The organism is Peribacillus sp. FSL E2-0159 (assembly GCF_038643155.1).
Taxonomy (GTDB): domain Bacteria; phylum Bacillota; class Bacilli; order Bacillales; family DSM-1321; genus Peribacillus; species Peribacillus simplex.
In genome coordinates, this window is record NZ_CP152053.1 from 3,159,526 (window position 1) to 3,177,730 (window position 18,205).

General features: G+C 38.3%; 15 protein-coding genes and 1 pseudogene. 3 read left to right on the forward strand and 13 right to left on the reverse strand.

Going from position 1 to position 18,205, the window contains the following annotated elements; all coding sequences use genetic code 11:
• Positions 1-99 precede the first annotated feature (99 nt).
• The 5 genes and pseudogenes from NYE63_RS15345 to NYE63_RS15365 all read right to left on the reverse strand — a co-directional run bounded on the left by NYE63_RS15345 (position 100) and on the right by NYE63_RS15365 (position 4,908).
• Positions 100-660 (reverse strand): HPP family protein, encoded by a 561-nt coding sequence (locus NYE63_RS15345; protein WP_283896393.1) that lies wholly within the window; start codon positions 658-660, stop codon positions 100-102.
• A gap of 182 nt (positions 661-842) precedes the next feature.
• Entirely contained in the window at positions 843-1,379 is a 537-nt protein-coding gene (locus NYE63_RS15350; protein WP_342601752.1) for a GNAT family N-acetyltransferase, read from the reverse strand.
• A 193-nt stretch (positions 1,380-1,572) separates the two neighbouring features.
• Positions 1,573-2,559, reverse strand: coding sequence for an NAD(P)-dependent alcohol dehydrogenase (locus NYE63_RS15355; protein ID WP_342601753.1), 987 nt, complete (start codon positions 2,557-2,559; stop codon positions 1,573-1,575).
• A gap of 318 nt (positions 2,560-2,877) precedes the next feature.
• A pseudogene (locus tag NYE63_RS15360) lies at positions 2,878-2,978 on the reverse strand (hypothetical protein); the annotation flags it as partial.
• 214 nt (positions 2,979-3,192) lie between these two features.
• Positions 3,193-4,908, reverse strand: a complete 1,716-nt coding sequence (locus NYE63_RS15365) for an ABC transporter ATP-binding protein (protein ID WP_342601754.1) — start codon at positions 4,906-4,908, stop codon at positions 3,193-3,195.
• Between the two features lie 219 nt (positions 4,909-5,127).
• Between NYE63_RS15365 and NYE63_RS15370 the strand changes: the two genes are divergently transcribed.
• Positions 5,128-6,369 carry an MFS transporter gene (locus tag NYE63_RS15370; RefSeq protein WP_342601755.1) on the forward strand — a complete coding sequence of 414 codons (1,242 nt, stop codon included), beginning with the start codon at positions 5,128-5,130 and terminating at the stop codon, positions 6,367-6,369.
• Between the two features lie 200 nt (positions 6,370-6,569).
• On the opposite strand, the gene NYE63_RS15375 is transcribed toward NYE63_RS15370, so the two are convergent.
• The 6 genes from NYE63_RS15375 to NYE63_RS15400 form a co-directional block, all read right to left on the reverse strand.
• On the reverse strand, positions 6,570-7,832 hold the full coding sequence (locus NYE63_RS15375; RefSeq protein ID WP_342601756.1) for a glycosyl hydrolase family 18 protein: 1,263 nt from the start codon (positions 7,830-7,832) through the stop codon (positions 6,570-6,572).
• A gap of 207 nt (positions 7,833-8,039) precedes the next feature.
• The gene (locus tag NYE63_RS15380) at positions 8,040-8,789 is read right to left on the reverse strand and encodes a (S)-benzoin forming benzil reductase (protein WP_342601757.1); all 750 of its coding nucleotides are present in this window, start codon (positions 8,787-8,789) and stop codon (positions 8,040-8,042) included.
• A gap of 351 nt (positions 8,790-9,140) precedes the next feature.
• Positions 9,141-10,598 (reverse strand): cardiolipin synthase, encoded by a 1,458-nt coding sequence (gene cls, locus NYE63_RS15385; protein ID WP_342601758.1) that lies wholly within the window; start codon positions 10,596-10,598, stop codon positions 9,141-9,143.
• A 237-nt stretch (positions 10,599-10,835) separates the two neighbouring features.
• Positions 10,836-11,099, reverse strand: coding sequence for a metal-sensitive transcriptional regulator (locus NYE63_RS15390; RefSeq protein WP_283896419.1), 264 nt, complete (start codon positions 11,097-11,099; stop codon positions 10,836-10,838).
• 172 nt (positions 11,100-11,271) lie between these two features.
• Entirely contained in the window at positions 11,272-11,715 is a 444-nt protein-coding gene (locus NYE63_RS15395) for an SRPBCC family protein (protein ID WP_342601759.1), read from the reverse strand.
• 242 nt (positions 11,716-11,957) lie between these two features.
• Complete coding sequence (locus tag NYE63_RS15400) at positions 11,958-12,485, reverse strand: DUF4309 domain-containing protein (RefSeq protein ID WP_342605779.1); 528 nt, start codon at positions 12,483-12,485, stop codon at positions 11,958-11,960.
• 495 nt (positions 12,486-12,980) lie between these two features.
• Between NYE63_RS15400 and glpT the strand changes: the two genes are divergently transcribed.
• A complete protein-coding gene (glpT, locus tag NYE63_RS15405) occupies positions 12,981-14,342 on the forward strand; it encodes a glycerol-3-phosphate transporter (protein ID WP_342601760.1) in 1,362 nt (453 codons plus the stop codon).
• A gap of 278 nt (positions 14,343-14,620) precedes the next feature.
• Here the strand turns inward: glpT and aspA are convergent, their stop codons facing one another.
• Positions 14,621-16,051 (reverse strand): aspartate ammonia-lyase, encoded by a 1,431-nt coding sequence (gene aspA, locus NYE63_RS15410; RefSeq protein ID WP_342601761.1) that lies wholly within the window; start codon positions 16,049-16,051, stop codon positions 14,621-14,623.
• Positions 16,052-16,074: 23 nt separating this feature from the next.
• Positions 16,075-17,064 carry an asparaginase gene (locus NYE63_RS15415; RefSeq protein ID WP_342605780.1) on the reverse strand — a complete coding sequence of 330 codons (990 nt, stop codon included), beginning with the start codon at positions 17,062-17,064 and terminating at the stop codon, positions 16,075-16,077.
• 230 nt (positions 17,065-17,294) lie between these two features.
• On the opposite strand from NYE63_RS15415, the gene NYE63_RS15420 reads away from it, so the two are divergent.
• Complete coding sequence (locus tag NYE63_RS15420; RefSeq protein WP_063234502.1) at positions 17,295-17,678, forward strand: helix-turn-helix transcriptional regulator; 384 nt, start codon at positions 17,295-17,297, stop codon at positions 17,676-17,678.
• Positions 17,679-18,205 lie beyond the last annotated feature (527 nt).

Below are 18,205 nucleotides of genomic sequence, written 5' to 3' on the forward strand. Positions count from 1 at the left end.
GTTTTCTAATATTTGTAAGAAAAAGCCACAACTCCCCGCTTATTGAATAAGCGGGGAGCTAAAAAACAGTCACATATAAAAGTATATGTAATAGGTTTTTCATAACCAGTGTTTTGGATACTGTCTTGTTTGAAATAAATTATTATAAATCATCGATATAAAAACTAATAATAAGGTTCCTATTACAATCGGAATCAGGAATCCCCAACCAGCTTGAGAATTGATTGAAACAAGGGCACTAGCTGCTGCGGGGGGGTGAACGGTTTTTGTAAAAGTCATTATAATTAATACAATAGCTAATACTAGACCGATAATGAATAGGCTTTTACCAAAGATGCTCCAAATGAAAAGGGCTGATGTTGTAGAGATTATATGTCCTCCAATAACATTACGGGGTTGTGACAAGAGACTTTTATGCGCACCAAAAACAATAACACAGCTCGCCCCAAGAGGAGCTAATGCCATTGGATATCCTAAATAGACAGCTATAAAACTAATAATGATAATGGCAATGAGTCCACCTATAGCTGAAACAAAGGAATCCATATAATCAATTCTGTCTTTTTCTCTAGCTTCGCCCTTCATTTTCTTAAAATATGCAGTTAAACCTGCGTTTTGTTGATTACTCCAACTTTTTTCAAGACTTTTTTCGAATTCCATAATTTATGTTTTCCTCACGTTTTCTAAGTAAGTCGACAAGTCGACAGGGTTTTTTATATATTGATATCTTACAGGAAAACAATGAATTTTTAAATATATATCTGAATTTTCATTGTTCGTTTCCCATAAAACAGTTAACAATCCCCCCTTAGTCTGTGAAACTTTCATTATAGTTTGTTATTTTATTGAGGATTTGCCGTTATTAAAGAATATAGATTAGTATCAAATGAAACATCATTTTGGTACATATAATTTCTCAATATCCCTTCTTTTTTGAAACCTAAATTTGTCAACAACTTATTGGATGCTTTATTTTCAATAAAAACAATTGCTCCAATACGCGTTAAGTCAAGCTCTTTAAAACCATAAGAAATCACCTTACTGACAGCTTCTGTTGCATAACCGTTACCCCAATAATTTGGTAAAAGTGCATAGCTCAGTTCTGCTCTCTTGTGTTCATGAGACCATTCTTGAAATCCAATTGTTCCGATAATGCCATCCTTCCCTTTCAATGCAATTCCCCATTTAATTCCATGTTTTTCATCGAAATTCTTTGAAAAATTCCTAATGATCTGCTTCACCTGTTCTGTATTTGTTAATGGAGTTTGCCCATAATATCGTAATACCGCTGGATTGGAAAAACATTTTAATATATCTAATGCATCACCTTCAACCAATTCTCTCAAGACCAACCGTTTAGTTTCTAATATAGGAAACATTTTTCCACTCCCTTTGCTAAAACTAGAGCTATTTCGTTCCAGAGGCGCACCTCAATTACACCCGTATGTACTACCCTGACACATATCAGATTTCCATTTTTAAAAAAGGTCAACCAGTATAAACCGGCTAACCTTATAATTAAGAACGCACCCATTTGCTTAAAAGAGCTTGATTATTATCTTGTTTCATTTATTAGGATTTGCTATTATGTTCCATAGTTATTATGACATTTCCCTTCTTGTGTCCTTTCTCTACATATCTATGGGCTTGAACTATTTCTTCAAACGCATAATATCTGTCAATGACCACTTTTAACTTCCCCGCTTCAACAAGTTCTTTGAGGAAGTTTAGAGCTTCGGGGGTTTCAGGTGAATTTTGACTCAATATCAGCTTCTTGCTGGTTGTCAATTTAGTCCATAACATTCGAACACCGGGTACCGGTACGGTGACATTTAGATAGGTTCCGTCCTTCTTCAGCGATTTCATACAAGCTGAAAACGGACTCTTGTTAACCGCTTCAAAGATAACATCATAGGTCTCACCATCTCTGGAAAAATCCTCTGAAGTGTAATCTATAACCTCATCGGCTCCAAGAGATTTTACCAATTCTAAATTCGCGGTACTGCAAACCCCTGTAACTTTTGCTCCGTAATACTTGGCAATCTGTACTGCATAACTTCCTACACTTCCTGAAGCACCATAGACAAGAACCTTTTGACCGCTCTGAATGTTAGCCTTTCTAAGATAAAACAATGCTGTACGTGCCCCAATTGGAATGGCTGCGGCTTCCTCAAAAGATAAATTATTGGGTTTAATGGATACTGGCCCGTCTTCATGCAGACACTTATACTCTGCATATGCACCATAACCCATTTGGGAAGCTGCAAAAACCTGGTCACCTTCCTTAAACAGCTTGACTTCTTTACCTACTGACTCAACTTCCCCAGATAACTCCAAGCCCAATATGGATTTTTTTGGACCACTAAAACCCATTATTATCCGGGCAGGCAGCCAAACAGAGAGGGGAACTGTAAAGCTCCGTGACCGAATATCCCCCATTGTTACGGTTGTCGCTTTTACTTTTACCAGTATTTCATTTTCCTTAGGAGTAGGTTTTTCTACCTCTTTCAGTTGAAGAACGTCGGGGGGACCGTACTTGGTGTACACGATTGCTTTCATTAATCCTCCTCCAATTCGTTATATTCACTTAATATCTACGAATCTTCAATAACTGTTCATGAACTCCCTCAGTTTAATAAAGAATAACCTAATTGCCAAATAATGACAATCCAAACTAAAAATGATGTTAAATGGAATTCTTGAATGTTATGTTATGTTATGCTTTTCACTTTCATTGCATTATTTCGGATCCTATCCAAAAAGCGGCCACCTTAAAAAAAATCTCCTTATACGCTTTTACATTAGCATACTCGCCTTCATTTATCTTCATGCCTCTAACAAGAAACTCAGCCACCTTAGGACGCGTAAACTCAAGTATTCCATCTTAACATCAGCAGGTATATCATCTTTTTCGTTTCACTGACAAGAGGATGCAAAAATAGTCCATCAACGGATTCCAATGCAGTTTTTTGCAAGTATTATTCACGGTCTCTTTTTTAAAAAAACGAAATAACGGCAAATGTTTCTCCTATTTCTCGATTATTTCATTAAGTGGATTCATAAGTTGTATATGGTTATGTTTGTTACCCTTTTTAATGTCATTTTTTGAAATTATACGAAATCATTATTGATTGAACTCACTCCATTCTATTAAAAAAGCTATATGTCCTTGTGAGGACATATAGCTTTTTATCATTTTTGGAATTGTAATTGATGCAGATTGGCAAAAATGCCCCCCTGCTTAAGTAAGTCATCGTGACCGCCCTCTTCAGCAATTCCTTCTTCCGTAACAACCACGATCTTATCAGCGTTTCGAATAGTTGCCAATCGATGTGCGATGATTAACGTAGTTCTATTTTCAGCTAGTTCAGTAAGAGCCTGCTGAATTATTCTTTCCGTCTCAGTATCGAGTGCAGAGGTTGCCTCATCGAGAATTAATATTGGCGGATTCTTCAAAAACATCCTTGCTATTGCAATTCGTTGTTTTTGTCCCCCCGATAATTTCAAGCCGCGTTCACCTATTTGAGTTTCATAACCCTCTGGAAGTCCTTCAATGAAAGTTTCTAAATGGGCTTTCCTTGCGGCTTCCAGAATTTGTTCATCCGATGCGTCAAGCATTCCGTACGCAATGTTCTCTTTTACAGTTCCTGTGAAAAGAAACACGTCCTGCTGGACAATGCCAATTTGTGAACGCAATGACTTTTTCGTCATCTCACGAATATCTATTCCATCAATGGAAATTGTACCGGCATTAACGTCATAAAAACGTGGAATCAATGAACATATGGTCGTTTTCCCTGCTCCTGAAGGCCCGACAAAAGCGATAGTTTCACCCGCATTAATAGTAAGATCAATACCTTTTAAAACCGGCTTTTTGTCTTCATAGTTAAAAGAAACGTCTTTAAAGGAAATATCACCTAAAAGGGTACTTACCGCTATTGCATCCTTTTTATCCACGACATCAGGTGCGACATCTAGAAGTTCCGTAAAACGTTTAAAGCCGGCCATTCCTTTTGGATAGAGTTCCATCAACGCACTGATTTTATCGATCGGCTTAAATAATACGTTAACGTATAAGACGAATGCAACCAGTTCACCATAAGATAGCTGCCCATGAAAAGTTAGCCAAGCTCCCATCACCAACACGGCAAGGGTCATAAACCTCGTCATCATGTAAATGCCTGAAAGGCTAAAGGACATTACCTTATATCCAAGAAGTTTCGCTTTACGGAATCTGCGATTATTCGTAGAAAATCTTTTCATTTCATATGTTTCATTAGTAAAGGATTGGACAACCCTCACGCCTGAGACACTATCTTCCACACGCGCATTTACATCTGCAACTTCTGTATACATTTTCTTCCAGGCTTTATTCATCTTTAAATTACTTATGACAATTAATAAAACGAGGAACGGTAAAATACAAACCGATATGAGTGCCAGTTTCACATTGATTGTCAACATAATCCAAAATGCGCCTATAAAAGTCATAAAGGCAATGAATAAATCTTCGGGACCATGGTGAGCAAGTTCACCAATATCGAACAGATCATTGGTTATGCGACTCATAATATGGCCGGTTTTCGTGTTATCAAAAAAACGAAAAGATTGTTTTTGCACATGCTCAAATAATTCTTCACGCATATCAGTCTCGATATTGATACCCAATTTGTGACCCCAATACCCCACGATAAACTGTAAGAAGGTACTAATTATATAAAGGAGGAACAAACCGACACTTACCGAAACAATTGCAGACCAATCGTCGCCAGGCAGCAGTGTATCTATAAACCACTGAACAGCTAGCGGAAATGCAAGTTCAAGTACAGCCACGACCACTGCACTGAAGAAATCAATAATGAATAACCGCTTATGCGGCAGGTAATATGAAGCAAAACGTCGAATCATCAAATTTTTCTCCTTTTTTACATATATTAAGGAGTATAATTCCATATTCAATATTCAGCAAGCATTTCAGAACCCCCATGTTCATATTATGGTAAAATCATCTATATACATCAGCCCAACCCGGCTCTTGCAATCTATTAAATTAAGGAGTGAATCCAGTGTAAAAAAATAACCATTCTTAATATCCATGAACTTTATTTTCGTAAAAGGATGGTATTCATGAAAAATACATCTTTTCGATGCCTTTGGATCGGTCAGGCGTTTGCAAATCTAGGGGATATATTTTATGTAGTCGGGTTGATTTCACTATTATATACCTTGACGGGATCTGCCTTTTATTTGAGTTTGCTTCCGTTCACTACAACGATTTTTCGGTTTATCAGCAGTTTACTTGCCCCCCTTGTCATCGACAGGTTTCCTTTAAAAAGAATCCTTGTACAATCTCAATGGTGGAAAACTATCTTACTCGTTTGCCTAGGAATCTATATAACAAGTTTCAATTATGGTTTTTCTGTAGCCGTCATTTTCTTCATTGCCTTGATTTCATTATTGGATGGAGTCGCTGCCCCGGTCAGCGCAGCTTTGGTTCCTCAATTAGTACCAATAGAAGAACGGATGAAAGCGAATGGTTTCTTGAATGTGATCACCCAGACCATCTTTGTAGCAGGATGGCCACTAGGTTCCGTCTTATTGATAAGTACCAACAGCAGTTTCATTATTTGGCTTACGGTCATGCTTTTTGCCGTTTCAACAATCTATACAATGAGAATCGAAATATCAGAACAAACGACGGACTCTGTTGCTCCGTCAAACTGGGGTTCGATTAAATCCGGATGGGTTGCGATTCGCCAAATCCCAACTATCCGTACCCTCATTTCCATTGATTTTATAACTACTTTAGCTTCAAGCGTGTGGGTGGCTGCTGTTATCTATATATATGTGGAACAGAACCTGCAACTTGGTGAGGAGTGGTGGGGATATATTAACACGAGCTACTTTGTCGGCATGATTTTCAGTGGGTTGATCGTCATCCGTTTTGCCAAGTTACTAGAAAAATATATTGGATTCTTCATCACTTTCGGGCTATTTCTCAGTTCACTGCTGATCCTGCTTTTTGGAACTACCAGTATTCCAGCTTTGGCTTTGCTGCTGGCATGCTTGTACGGCCTCCCAGAACAAATCCGCGAAGTGATCTACACCAAGCTATTCCAAGACCATGCTTCGGAAAAGACACTTGCAAAAATTTATGCCGTTTGGGGAGCTGTCATCAATCTTACATTTGCCGGCTCTGTCTTACTATTAGGCTATATAATGGAAACATACAGTGTCAAAACAACGTTCCAATTTTCTTCCACCCTGATTTTCCTTGCCTTTCTTTATGCAACTTTTAAAAGGAACGACTTACAAGGGAAAAAATCTGATCAATCACTGTCAAGTCAGTCATCTAATATTCCTAGATGATGCACTTCTTTCGATTCACCATAAAAAAGGAGCCTTGGTTTTCCATGGCTCCTTTTTTATGGTTTCAAGGCCCGTCGAACAATATTGTCTCTCTTTAAAATCTTGCTCGGTGTGATTGGCTTGCCCCTGATAAAAGTTGCACAACCAAACGAGGGAAAAAAATATATCACACTTCTTTTCACCGCCTGCACCCATTCATTCTATTTGATAATCCAGATATTCTTATCTATAAACACCCAATTCTGCGGGAATTCCAAACCAATCTGCCAATAAGTTGCACCTATCAGTTCATATGCATCAATCATTTCATATTTTGCGCTTATCGATCGAATATCTTCAAACCAAACGACATGGTTCGAATTCTCACTTCGATAAGAATAGGTAGGTGAAGCCGCTGAGGTGTCAAAAGTTATTTCAGCGCCAGTTGCAATGGCAAGATTTTGGGCATTTTTAGCTGATAAAGCTTTCGTCTCGTGGCTTGGTACTATCCAATCGTATCCATACATTGGAAATGCCGACTGCAGTTTATACTCAGGTATATTCGACAAAGCATAACGAAGAACCTCGCCCATCCACCAAAGTGGGGAAATGGGTTCAGGCGGTCCAGTTGGATACCCATAATCAATGGTCATCACGGCAACAAGGTCGGCTGCCTCTCCGATCCCCCGATAATCATGGCCGCCTACAATTCGATTATCAGGATTATCCGCTGTTTTTGCATGTACGTTCACATGCAGGATCAGTTCGTTCAACCCCTCCTTTAATTCTTTTAAAAAAAGCACATAATCGGAACGCCTGGCAGGTGGGATGAATTCGATGTCCATACTGACACCCCCATAGCCTTTCTCTTTAACGAAATTCAGCATACTATTGATTAAATTCGCTCTGTATACTGAACTAGCAAGGACATCACCCGCCAAATCAGCATCAAAATCACCACCTTGAAAGTTCCGGATCATCAATAGCGGCTTCACCCCGGTCTGCTCGCATTTCGCGATAAGTGGGAGATCATCACCATCAACGTATGCATTTCCTTCCTTTGTAAACGAATAAGCTACGATGGCTAAATAGGATAATTTATCACCATTCTCCTCAAGAGTTTCAAATACTACTCCACCTGAAGTCGGGAAGGCAAAACCCAGCGTAATCAATTGATTTTTGTAATGAGACGGAATCAATAGTTCCGTTCCGACTATTAGCGAGTTTGCAACGATTCCTGGATTTGCCTCCATGATTGCCGCTGCACTCGTTCCAAAACGACTGCCAATTCCAGTGAGGGTATCCTGACTTTTAATTATATACCTTCGATTCACCGCTTTTTCATCAGGTAAATACAATGCCAGGCCAGGGACCAAAGCTGTTGATTCCAATCCGTTGACTTCAATTATCCTCGATGGGTCAACTTTATTTTTCGTGGCAATTTCCCAAAGACTGTCACCTTTTTTCACAATAATGATCGTCATTCAAAACCCTCCAAACTCCCTCCAAAAAAGTTTATGTTATTCAGGTTATTGGATAGAACGAATTATCACATTTCCTAATGATGATATCCTGGTTTTTTAGACGTTATTTTAAATGGTATAAGGATAACTAAAAAAAGAGGCTGCCCAAAGGGACAACCCCACGCTATATGCCATCAGTTGATTTTTCGTTTCACATACTCCTATGCATCAAAGTAAATTCTTAATATCGTAGAACTTCCCATTCTCCAAATCTTCCGCTTCAAGAAGCTGTAAAAGTTTATCTGCCACAAATTCGGGGCTTCTTAACATGCCCTTCTCTTTATATTCATGAAATTTGTCTCGATTGGAAAAGTCCCGTTCTTCTGCAGACCGGATTGTTCCTTGCATCTCCGTATCCATTACACCTGGTGAAAAAGATATGAGGGACGTAGGGAAAGACGTTTTATCCTGTTCCAACCCTGCAACCCGTGTGAACATTTCTAGCCCCGCCTTAGTGCTGCAATAGGCTGCCCAGCCATGATAAGGTTTTTTTGCTGCACCTGAAGATATGTTGACCATTACCTTCTTTCTGTTCCAGTCCTTTGTCTGTTTAACGAATTCATCAGCCAATACGATAGGTGCCATGAAATTCACCCGCATGCTTGTTTCCAAATTTACCATACCAAGGTTTCCTACCGGCTTTATCGGTTCAATGACACCTGCATTATTAATGAAGTAAATGTCACTTGTTTCATCGACAGCAGCAAGAATTTCATTGACTAAGGAAGGTAACTTTTCAGTTTCATTCAAGTCCATCGAAATAAATGTAAGTTTCGTCCCGGATTGGTCAGCCATGTTCTGCATTTCAGGATGGGTTGTACGGGAAACTAAAATGCAATGATCACTTGTCTGCAAACATCCTTTGGCGATGGCAGCACCTAAACCTTTTGAAGCTCCTGTGATTATAAACGTTTTCACGGCCTTTCCCCCTTTTACGGATATAAACTATTGTACCAAAACGGAGTTCGGAATGGCCTCACCCCGAACCATGATTATAAAACAAGACTAGGTTATACTTTATGATTTTTTACTGTTTAATGAAATCAACATTGGATTGAAGAAATTTGCGACACTCCTGCATAATAACTGGCTAGCCGAGACGCCGGAGGCGCTGTCGGCTAGGAGTTTGGCAGACAGTCGGCGGAAAGGGAGCGGATTTGAAAACACCGGAAACCTTTTCAAAGAAAAAAACTGCAGTCAAACTCGCTTACTTCGAATTTGTCTACAGTCTGCGCGGCCCATATAGTAATGGTCCGCTTATTTTTAAAATTATAATATGGGTGATACCAGCCTTGCAATGGACTCTTTAAAACGAATCCATTTTGAACGCTTTTCAAAATCTTCAATTGTAAGTTGTCTGCATACTTCGACATCCTTATAAAAAATCCTTGTCAGTGTTTCGGCCATTCCTTCATCATAAATGAAGGCATTGACTTCAAAGTTCAGTTTAAAACTTCGGACATCAATGTTAGCTGTTCCCACCGAGGAGACCTCTTCATCCACCACGATCATCTTCGCATGAATAAAGCCGTTATCATAGATGTATATCTTTGCTCCCGCTCTTAATAACTGCCCTGCATTGAAAGTTGTTGCCCAATAAACGAAAAGGTGATCAGGTTTATTGGGAATCATGATTTTCACATCTAACCCTGATAAGCTGGCAATTCGGAGTGCATCCAATAAACTTGCATCCGGTATAAAGTAAGGTGTTTGAATGAGAATCGATTTCTTTGCTGAAGAAATTAATTTAATATAGCCATTTTTAATTTGTTCCCATTCAGAATCCGGCCCACTTGTCACTATTTGCATATCTATATTGCCTTGAGGTTTTACGATAGGGAAATAATGAGGCTGATAAGTTATATCATGGTGCTTTGATGCCTGATTCCAATCCAGGATAAAACGGGTTTGAATGGCTTTGACAGCCGCCCCCTTTATTCGAAGGTGTGTATCACGCCAAAAACCGAATTTTGGATTAAGTCCTAAATACTCATCTCCAACATTAAAGCCTCCAACATACCCTATTTCCCCATCTATGATGACGAGCTTTCGATGGTTACGGAAATTCAGCCGTAAGTTTATAAATTTTAATTTGGATGGAAAGAATGCCTCCACTCTTCCTCCAGCCTGCCTAAATTCCCTGAAGAAACGTTTAGTCATCCCTCTAGAACCCAGCTCGTCATAAAGCAGCCGAACTTTGACGCCTTCATTCGCCTTTTTAGTCAAAGCTTCAATGAATCGTTTACCCAGGCCGTCCCTTTGAATGATGTAGTATTGTATATGTATATGGTTTTCGGCCGCTTCAATATCTTTAAAAAGCTGGTCAAACTTATTTTTTCCTTCAGTAAAAATATCGACTTGATTATCTTCAGTAAGCACGGCATCATTGTTCCGGAGATGCATATAAATCAAATCACGGTAATTACTTGAAGAAGCATTTCGAAAAGGAAAATGATCCGTTGAAAGCTCTTCCATCTGTTTATCAAGGATTTCTTCAATCCCGATTTTCTTCTTGTCCTCCCATTGGAATAAGTGGGCGTGTCTTAAACTCGTACCAAAAAGAAGATATAAAATAAAACCGACTACAGGCAGAAAATATAACACCAATAACCAAGCCCAGGTCGTGCTCGCTTCCCTTCTTTCAAAAAATATGACAACCGTGGCAAATAAAATATTTAGAATGATGACGAGGCCGAGCAAAACCGATGTAACATGCGTAAATTCCATAGTATACCCTCACTCAATTTTTATCCCTTTAAGGATACCATGCAAATTCTTTATATCAAAGGATTTGCTTATCAGAAATGTAAACAGAGAATTCACAAAAATGGACCTCTTCCTGTAGAGGCCCATTTTAAAAAAATCCATCCACCCCTGACACTTAAAATTCTCAGATTGGTCAGGTCGTCTTATAATCATTGCCTTAAAAATTTCAATTCAACAATAACAATAAAATATAATTGCTTACCGGCTTTTCACTAATAAATTCACAGCTTCTTTCACTAGCTCTTCGGGATTCTTTTCTCCGGTTTCATTAGCCTCCCTGACGCATTCTACAAGATTGGAACTTACTATTACTCCAATTGTCCTATCGATGGCAGATCTAGTGGCAGATAACTGCGTTACTACATCTCTGCAATCTTTGTTTTCCTCCATCATTTTCAATATCCCACGAAGCTGTCCTTCAATTCGCTTCACTCTATTTTTAACTTGCTTATCATATTCCATGTGAGGCCTCCTACCCTGCCAATTACTTATGAATCCTATCCAGACATCCATCATAAAACCCATTCAGTTTGAAATGATTGCTTAATAAAAATCTTACAATTTATAATACATACCACTAAGGTATAATTGTCAAGTGCCAATATCCAATAATGATAGCTCCAATATGTAATGTCTATTTTTGTACAAGGAGACTTTGTGCAACTGCCTCAGAAAATTCGATCGTCATTTGGGGAACGTAGGTTTTTAACAAAGCATTGACGATAGGGGCTTTGGCTCCTTTTGCCGTAATCGCCAGACAGCCAGTCATTTTAGTCTGCCCAATTCCGCACTGTTCTGCTAAAAAATATCCATGTCCGCCAAATTTTTCATTTATTCCCTTTAATTTAAATGTTACCTTATCGGGTTCCATCCATTCCAATATATTCACTTCAAGTTTAATTTTCTTCTTCATTAATCCCAATTCGCTTTTAAACTCCCAAATAAGTGTCCCCTCATTTATCATCTCATGATTAATATATCCTGGGACAAGAGGTGCCCAACGATCTATGACACTGACAAATCCCCATACCGTTTTTATTGAAACAGGTAAAATGATACTATGCACACCTTCTGACAAAGCAGTTCCCCCCTAATCATTCTCCTTACATCTTTTTAATGTATGGCTGAACAATATTGATTAGAACGGTAAGATCAGATTTTTAACCCAATTTTCCCGGTGGTGCTGTTTTATATACAATAAACCATGAAAAGATTATAACAGCTCAGCACGTTATATAGTTATGGTTAATGAAAGATCTCCAACCATCAAAGAATCGCCCCTCGCAATAAAGGGACGATCCTTTTTTGTCGTTATACTTATTAATCTGACGCAAGTTCAACAGTATACATTTTCAATCTTGGATCTGGGTTAATCCAGGCGCTTTCAAACACGAAGACCACTTTATAATTTTTGTAATCGGTATAGGTGACATAATACATTCCTTCTTGCTCCACTTCACTTACAGGTTCACCAATCAATTCCTTCAACATGGATAATTGAATGGTTTGCAATTGCGGATCAAAATCATCAATGGCGGTAATCGTCTTTCTACCTGCTGATCCGTCATAGAAGAATCGAACATTATGTGACCAATAATTTGCCGCAACAGTACTTAAATCTTCCGGTGAACCCCAGGCTTTTTCCACTTTCTTCAACGAATCACCTACAGAGAATGGGCCACTGTTAATGGTTTGCTGGGATTCATAAGCTAAACCCATGATCTGCCGAATCAAAAGGTCTGGCGTGGATTGTGATGTTAATGAATCTGATGAAGCAAAAGCGGCCTGCCCACTAAACATGAGAATTGCGAGCATTAGAAATGTAACCCTTTGGATAAAACGATTCACTTGTTTCAAAGGTATCCTCCCTTTCCACCTGGAAATGACTAATTACATTATTTTAAATATCTTAACAAATATGAAAATTGCGTATGTCATTCCATTTGGTTTTACCTTTACTATTAATATTCATTGGAACTCCGGACACATACCAGTCATTCAGAAAAAACCTTTAAATAAATATAAAATCCGATTAAGCCAATTCAAGAGAGCCACATTTAATTAAATATTTATCCTGATTAAAACTGGTCCTAAAAAGGACTTAGTTAGCTTAACTTGATGTCGACGGTGCCTACTTTGTATGGGCACAAAAAAATGTTGACAGCGTTTTCTTATGAAGATAGTATAATTATTACAAGTTAACGATGGTGGAGATTTGGAGACTCATGCTTTAATAGGACCTTTTAAACAAAAAGGTTGCTATTTTGGTATGAGTTTTTTTATGTGTCATCATCAATACTTTACTTAATTAGGTTCAAAAATATCATATTAAGGAGGAATTGGATGTTCAAATTATTTAAGCCTGCTCTACCCGTTGAAAGATTACCTGAAGGAAAAATAGATTCTGAATATAAGAAACTCAGATTACAAGTTTTCATCGGTATCTTCATTGGTTATGCAGCGTATTATTTAATTCGTAAAAACTTTTCCATGGCGATGCCATATTTAAAGGAGGAGGGCTTTACAACTGGAGAGCTAGGTCTTGCATTATCAGCCATTTCGATTTCATATGGGATAAGTAAGTTTGTAATGGGAACTGTGTCAGACCGAAGCAATGCAAGGTATTTCTTGCCAGTAGGTTTGATACTTGCTGGAATCGTCAGCTTACTTATGGGTCTTGTTCCATTTTTCACATCATCCGTTACAATTATGTTTATCATGTTATTCATTAATGGATGGTTTCAAGGGATGGGATGGCCTCCATCAGGACGAGTACTTGTTCACTGGTTTAGTGTGAGTGAAAGAGGAGGGAAAACGGCAATATGGAATGTTGCCCACAACGTGGGTGGTGGCTTAATGGCACCATTGGCGATTGCAGGTGTCTCCATCTTTGCAACTTTAATGGGTTCTTCATATGCAGGTTATGAAGGGATTTTTATACTACCTGCTCTAGTTGCCATATTAATAGCAATCATTTCATTTATCTTAATACGTGATACACCACAATCAGTTGGATTACCACCGATAGAAGAGTATCGTAATGATTTTCCAAATAAAATGAAAAAAACATTTGAAACAGAATTGACTACAAAAGAGATATTATTTAAATATGTATTAAATAACAAATGGGTCTGGGCGATTGCGATTGCAAACATCTTTGTTTATTTCGTCCGATATGGGGTACTTGATTGGGCACCAACCTATTTAAGCGAAGAAAAAGGCTTCAACATGGATGAGTCCAGTACGGCTTATTTCTTATACGAATGGGCAGGCATTCCGGGAACTTTATTATGCGGTTATATCTCGGATAAAGTTTTTAAAGGACGTCGAGGACCGGCCGGGGTTGTCTTTATGCTAGGAGTATTAATCGCAGTCCTTGTATACTGGTTTAACCCTGCAGGCCACCCAATGATTGATATTATTTCCCTAATTGCGATTGGATTCTTAATATATGGACCTGTAATGTTAATAGGTCTGCAAGCACTGGATTTAGTTCCTAAAAAAGCTGCAGGCACTGCAGCAGGACTGACTGGCTTATTTGGATATTTAGGTGGATCTGTAGCGGCTAATGCTATTATGGGATATGTAGTTGACTTTGCAGGCTGGGATGCAGGTTTTACATTAATAACGATTTCTTGTGTTCTGGCAGTAGTGGTATTTGCATTTACTTGGAATGTTCGTGGACAGGAAGTAGTAAAGCGCTAAAACAGGCATATTATTGAGCTCAAGCTTCCCCATTCACCCTAGATATATTCTAAGGGGGATGGGGTTTCTATAATAGTTAAACCCCTCCATGATTAGATCAACAATAAATAACTGAATATTCAGTTATTTTAGTCCCCGCAAGCAGTTAACGGATGTTTGAGGGAAATTTCATTTTAGAATGTATATAATAAATGACTATGCCTTTATACCAACGGTCCTAAAGGCATAGTCATTACATCAAAAATCATATAGATTAATGTTTTCTACTAATATACTGGTTATTGCCGATCAAAAAGAGAAGCTCCCGCTATACCGGGCTTTGTCATCTCATAAGGATTTAGAATCAGATCCAATTCTTCTTCTGTCAACACATCATATTGTAAACAAAGTTCGCGAACTGATTTGCCTTTTAATATCGCTTCACGCGCAATACGTGAAACCACTTCGTACCCAAGGTGCGGATTGACTGCTGTAATCACTCCAACACTTTGTTCGACATAATCTTTTAAATGTTGCTCATTAGCTTCAATGCCTTCTAAACAATAATCTGTAAAGACATTGAAAGCATTGTTCATAATGCTGATTGATTGCAATAAATTGAATACAAGTACTGGCTCCATTACGTTCAACTCTAGTTGCCCTGCTTCTGATGCTAAGCAAATCGTATTATCGTTCCCGATCACTTGGAATGCGACTTGATTAATTAATTCTGGCATTACTGGATTTACTTTTCCTGGCATGATCGATGAACCTGGTTGACGAGCTGGAAGTGTGATTTCTCCTAATCCCGCTCTTGGTCCTGAAGCCATCAAACGTAAATCATTAGCAATTTTAGACATATTCATCATACATACTTTTAATGAAGCTGACACTTCAGTATATGCATCCGTATTTTGGGTTGCATCTACTAAATGTTCTGCTCCTACAAGCGGCAAGTTACTGATTTCAGCTAAATATTTAACAACATTTTCAATGTAACGCGGATCTGCGTTCAATCCCGTTCCCACTGCTGTTGCTCCCATATTCACTTCATATAAATGTTGACGTGATTGACTGATTCGTTTTATATCCCGATCCAACACGCGACTGTATGCCTCGAATTCTTGACCGAGGCGAATTGGCACTGCGTCCTGAAGATGTGTCCGTCCCATTTTGATAACATGATCAAATTGTTTTGCTTTATTCTTTAGAACCGCACTCATCTTGGTCATTGTTTGTAACAATTGCTCCAAAAGTCGTAGTGTTGATAAATGAATGGCAGTTGGAAATACGTCATTCGTTGATTGCGACATGTTAACATGGCTATTTGGACTAACATGTACATAATCACCTTTTTGGTGTCCCATAAGTTCTAACGCCCGGTTGGCAACGATTTCATTAATGTTCATATTCATCGATGTACCCGCGCCGCCTTGAATTGGATCAACGATGAAATATTCATGCCACTTTCCATCGATCACTTCATCAGAAGCTTTGACGATAGCGCTTCCAATACCATCATATAACCGTTTGGTATCCATATTTGCTAAAGCGGCTGCTTTTTTAATCATGGCTAGTGCACGAATCATTTCTTCATTGACTTTGTAACCTGTAATCGGAAAATTTTCTACAGCACGTAGAGTTTGTATTCCATAATAAACATCTGCTGGAATTTCCTTTTCCCCAAGAAAGTCTTTCTCGATTCGGTATGTTTTCTCTTCTATCAACATTTCCTCTTGCCCCTTTGTTTGTTCTATAATGTAATGTCCTCTGCAATCGGTGTTTCCATCATTTCCTTCACTTTTTTTGGATCCCGTGTCTTGGCTAATATCCACATCAACTTAGGAACGATGGCTTCTGTATTCATATTTCTAGAACGAATGATGACATTCTTGTTTACTTTTCGTCCCACTTCGTAAATATCCATATCTTCCCCTTCTTCTAAACATTGGGTAGTGATGACTACGGATATTCCACACTCGACCAACTCATGCAATTTCTCTAAAATATTTCTTCCTTGAAATGGAATACCGCCGCTTCCATAACTTTCAATTACGATTCCCCGATATTGATTTTTCAGGAAATCAAAGAATTCAGGCTTAATACCGGGATGCAGCTTAACCAAAGCAACATCAGTACATAGGGAAGCATCTAACTTAGCTTCCTTTTTCTTTGGTGAATGAACTGGCTTTAAATACTCAATTTTATCTTTGAATATGGAAGCAATATAAGGATAGTTAATACTTTCAAACGAATCATAGCTTTTCGTTCTCAATTTAATGGCCCTAGTACCCTGGATGACTCTACCATCAAAAACAACATATACTCCTCCAATATCTTCACAAGCAAACCGAATCGCATCAGAGATATTTCTTTTGGCATCTGTCTTTTTGAAGGCAATTGGGATTTGAGAACCTGTAATCACAATTGGTTTCCCTAAATCTTGTAACATATATGAGAGCGCAGCTGAAGTGTAAGCCATTGTATCTGTTCCATGGGTAATCACAAAGCCATCGTAATCATGGTAGTGCTCATGGATCGATTGTGCCATTTCTGTCCAATCTTCCGGCTGCATATTTGTACTATCAATATTCATCAAAGGCTTACTATCAATCTGACATAGTAAATCCAATCCCGGTAGGTGACCTAAAATTTCGTCAGCTTTCATCTCTGGAACCAGTCCATTTTCTCCTTCTAACGATGCAATTGTACCACCTGTTGTAAACAACATCAACTTCTTCATTTTTGAATTCAAGTTCTCCAATATACTACCCCCTATAAAGCCTCCTGTTTCACAATCATTCTAATCATCTCAGAAAAGGATATTTTAGTTGAAAATGTACATGTTACGCGTACACCACATGTTATTATAGTCATGTTTCAGAGTGAAATCAAGCTAAAGTTATTCATTACGCGTACACTAATTTCAAGTAAGATGTTATAATGGATTTATATAAAAGGAGAGTAACAATAATGATATTAAATAGATTAACTACATTAAGGAAGGCCAAAAGGTGGTCTTTGCAATATACCGCTGACAGACTCGGAATCGCCAAGAGTACCTATGCAGGTTACGAATCGGGCCATCGCCGCCCTTCATTAGAAACGATTAAACTATTAGCAGGCTTATATGATACATCCACCGATTACATTCTAGGTCGAGTGGATTATCCAGCCTTTCTGCCCAAAGATATTTCCACAGAGTCACCTCAAGTCATGGAATTAACGGATCTACCAAATATGGAGCTAGCTGTCGATGGAATCTCTCTTTCTGAAGAAGAAACGATTCAATTCATCGCTTTTATTAGAGCTAAACGAGAAGTGGAAATAAATCGCGATAAACAAAACGAAACATAGCAGACATTGCGCTTATGATTGGTATATGGGCAACGAACCGTATTTCATCAGCAGGTTCATTTTCACGATTTACCTGGCATGATTTATATTTAAAAATCTAACTTGCCTGAAAATTTTCAGTGTTTTTAAACAGTTAGGATAAGTCGGCCTGGTTTTGAATAATCGTTAAGTTCGCCCTGGTTTGACGATACCCATAATCATTTCTGGATGACAAGAGAATATGTAGTTATATTTTTACTTGTCTTAGTAGCTTTGGGAATTCTAATTCTGTCCCAAGACTAGAAATTTCAGTTTTATTTATTATATAGAAGAAAGTCAACTTATTAAATGTCATCGAACATCATTATTCTGTTTTCCACTATTACTTACTTCTATTGCCTTCAAGGGAAGATTGATTTAAGTTTAAACTCCGATTTTTCCTCTTGATTTATTGCAACGAAAGAAAAAACCATTGCAAAACTCATGGTTTTCCCCCGTATCTAAATGAAAATTAAGCCAAGAACAAGAAGCAACATGAAGAGGAAGTT

What these genes read in the sequence shown, in the direction of transcription:
- NYE63_RS15355 (WP_342601753.1), bottom strand. Translation starts at nt 2,559, where the DNA reads ATGAAAGCAATCGTGTACACCAAGTACGGTCCCCCCGACGTTCTTCAA.
- glpT (WP_342601760.1), top strand. Translation starts at nt 12,981, where the DNA reads ATGTTCAAATTATTTAAGCCTGCTCTACCCGTTGAAAGATTACCTGAA.
- NYE63_RS15370 (WP_342601755.1), top strand. Translation starts at nt 5,128, where the DNA reads ATGAAAAATACATCTTTTCGATGCCTTTGGATCGGTCAGGCGTTTGCA.
- NYE63_RS15415 (WP_342605780.1), bottom strand. Translation starts at nt 17,064, where the DNA reads ATGAAGAAGTTGATGTTGTTTACAACAGGTGGTACAATTGCATCGTTA.
- cls (WP_342601758.1), bottom strand. Translation starts at nt 10,598, where the DNA reads ATGGAATTTACGCATGTTACATCGGTTTTGCTCGGCCTCGTCATCATT.
- aspA (WP_342601761.1), bottom strand. Translation starts at nt 16,051, where the DNA reads ATGTTGATAGAAGAGAAAACATACCGAATCGAGAAAGACTTTCTTGGG.
- NYE63_RS15420 (WP_063234502.1), top strand. Translation starts at nt 17,295, where the DNA reads ATGATATTAAATAGATTAACTACATTAAGGAAGGCCAAAAGGTGGTCT.
- NYE63_RS15390 (WP_283896419.1), bottom strand. Translation starts at nt 11,099, where the DNA reads ATGGAATATGATAAGCAAGTTAAAAATAGAGTGAAGCGAATTGAAGGA.
- NYE63_RS15345 (WP_283896393.1), bottom strand. Translation starts at nt 660, where the DNA reads ATGGAATTCGAAAAAAGTCTTGAAAAAAGTTGGAGTAATCAACAAAAC.
- NYE63_RS15365 (WP_342601754.1), bottom strand. Translation starts at nt 4,908, where the DNA reads ATGATTCGACGTTTTGCTTCATATTACCTGCCGCATAAGCGGTTATTC.
- NYE63_RS15375 (WP_342601756.1), bottom strand. Translation starts at nt 7,832, where the DNA reads ATGACGATCATTATTGTGAAAAAAGGTGACAGTCTTTGGGAAATTGCC.
- NYE63_RS15350 (WP_342601752.1), bottom strand. Translation starts at nt 1,379, where the DNA reads ATGTTTCCTATATTAGAAACTAAACGGTTGGTCTTGAGAGAATTGGTT.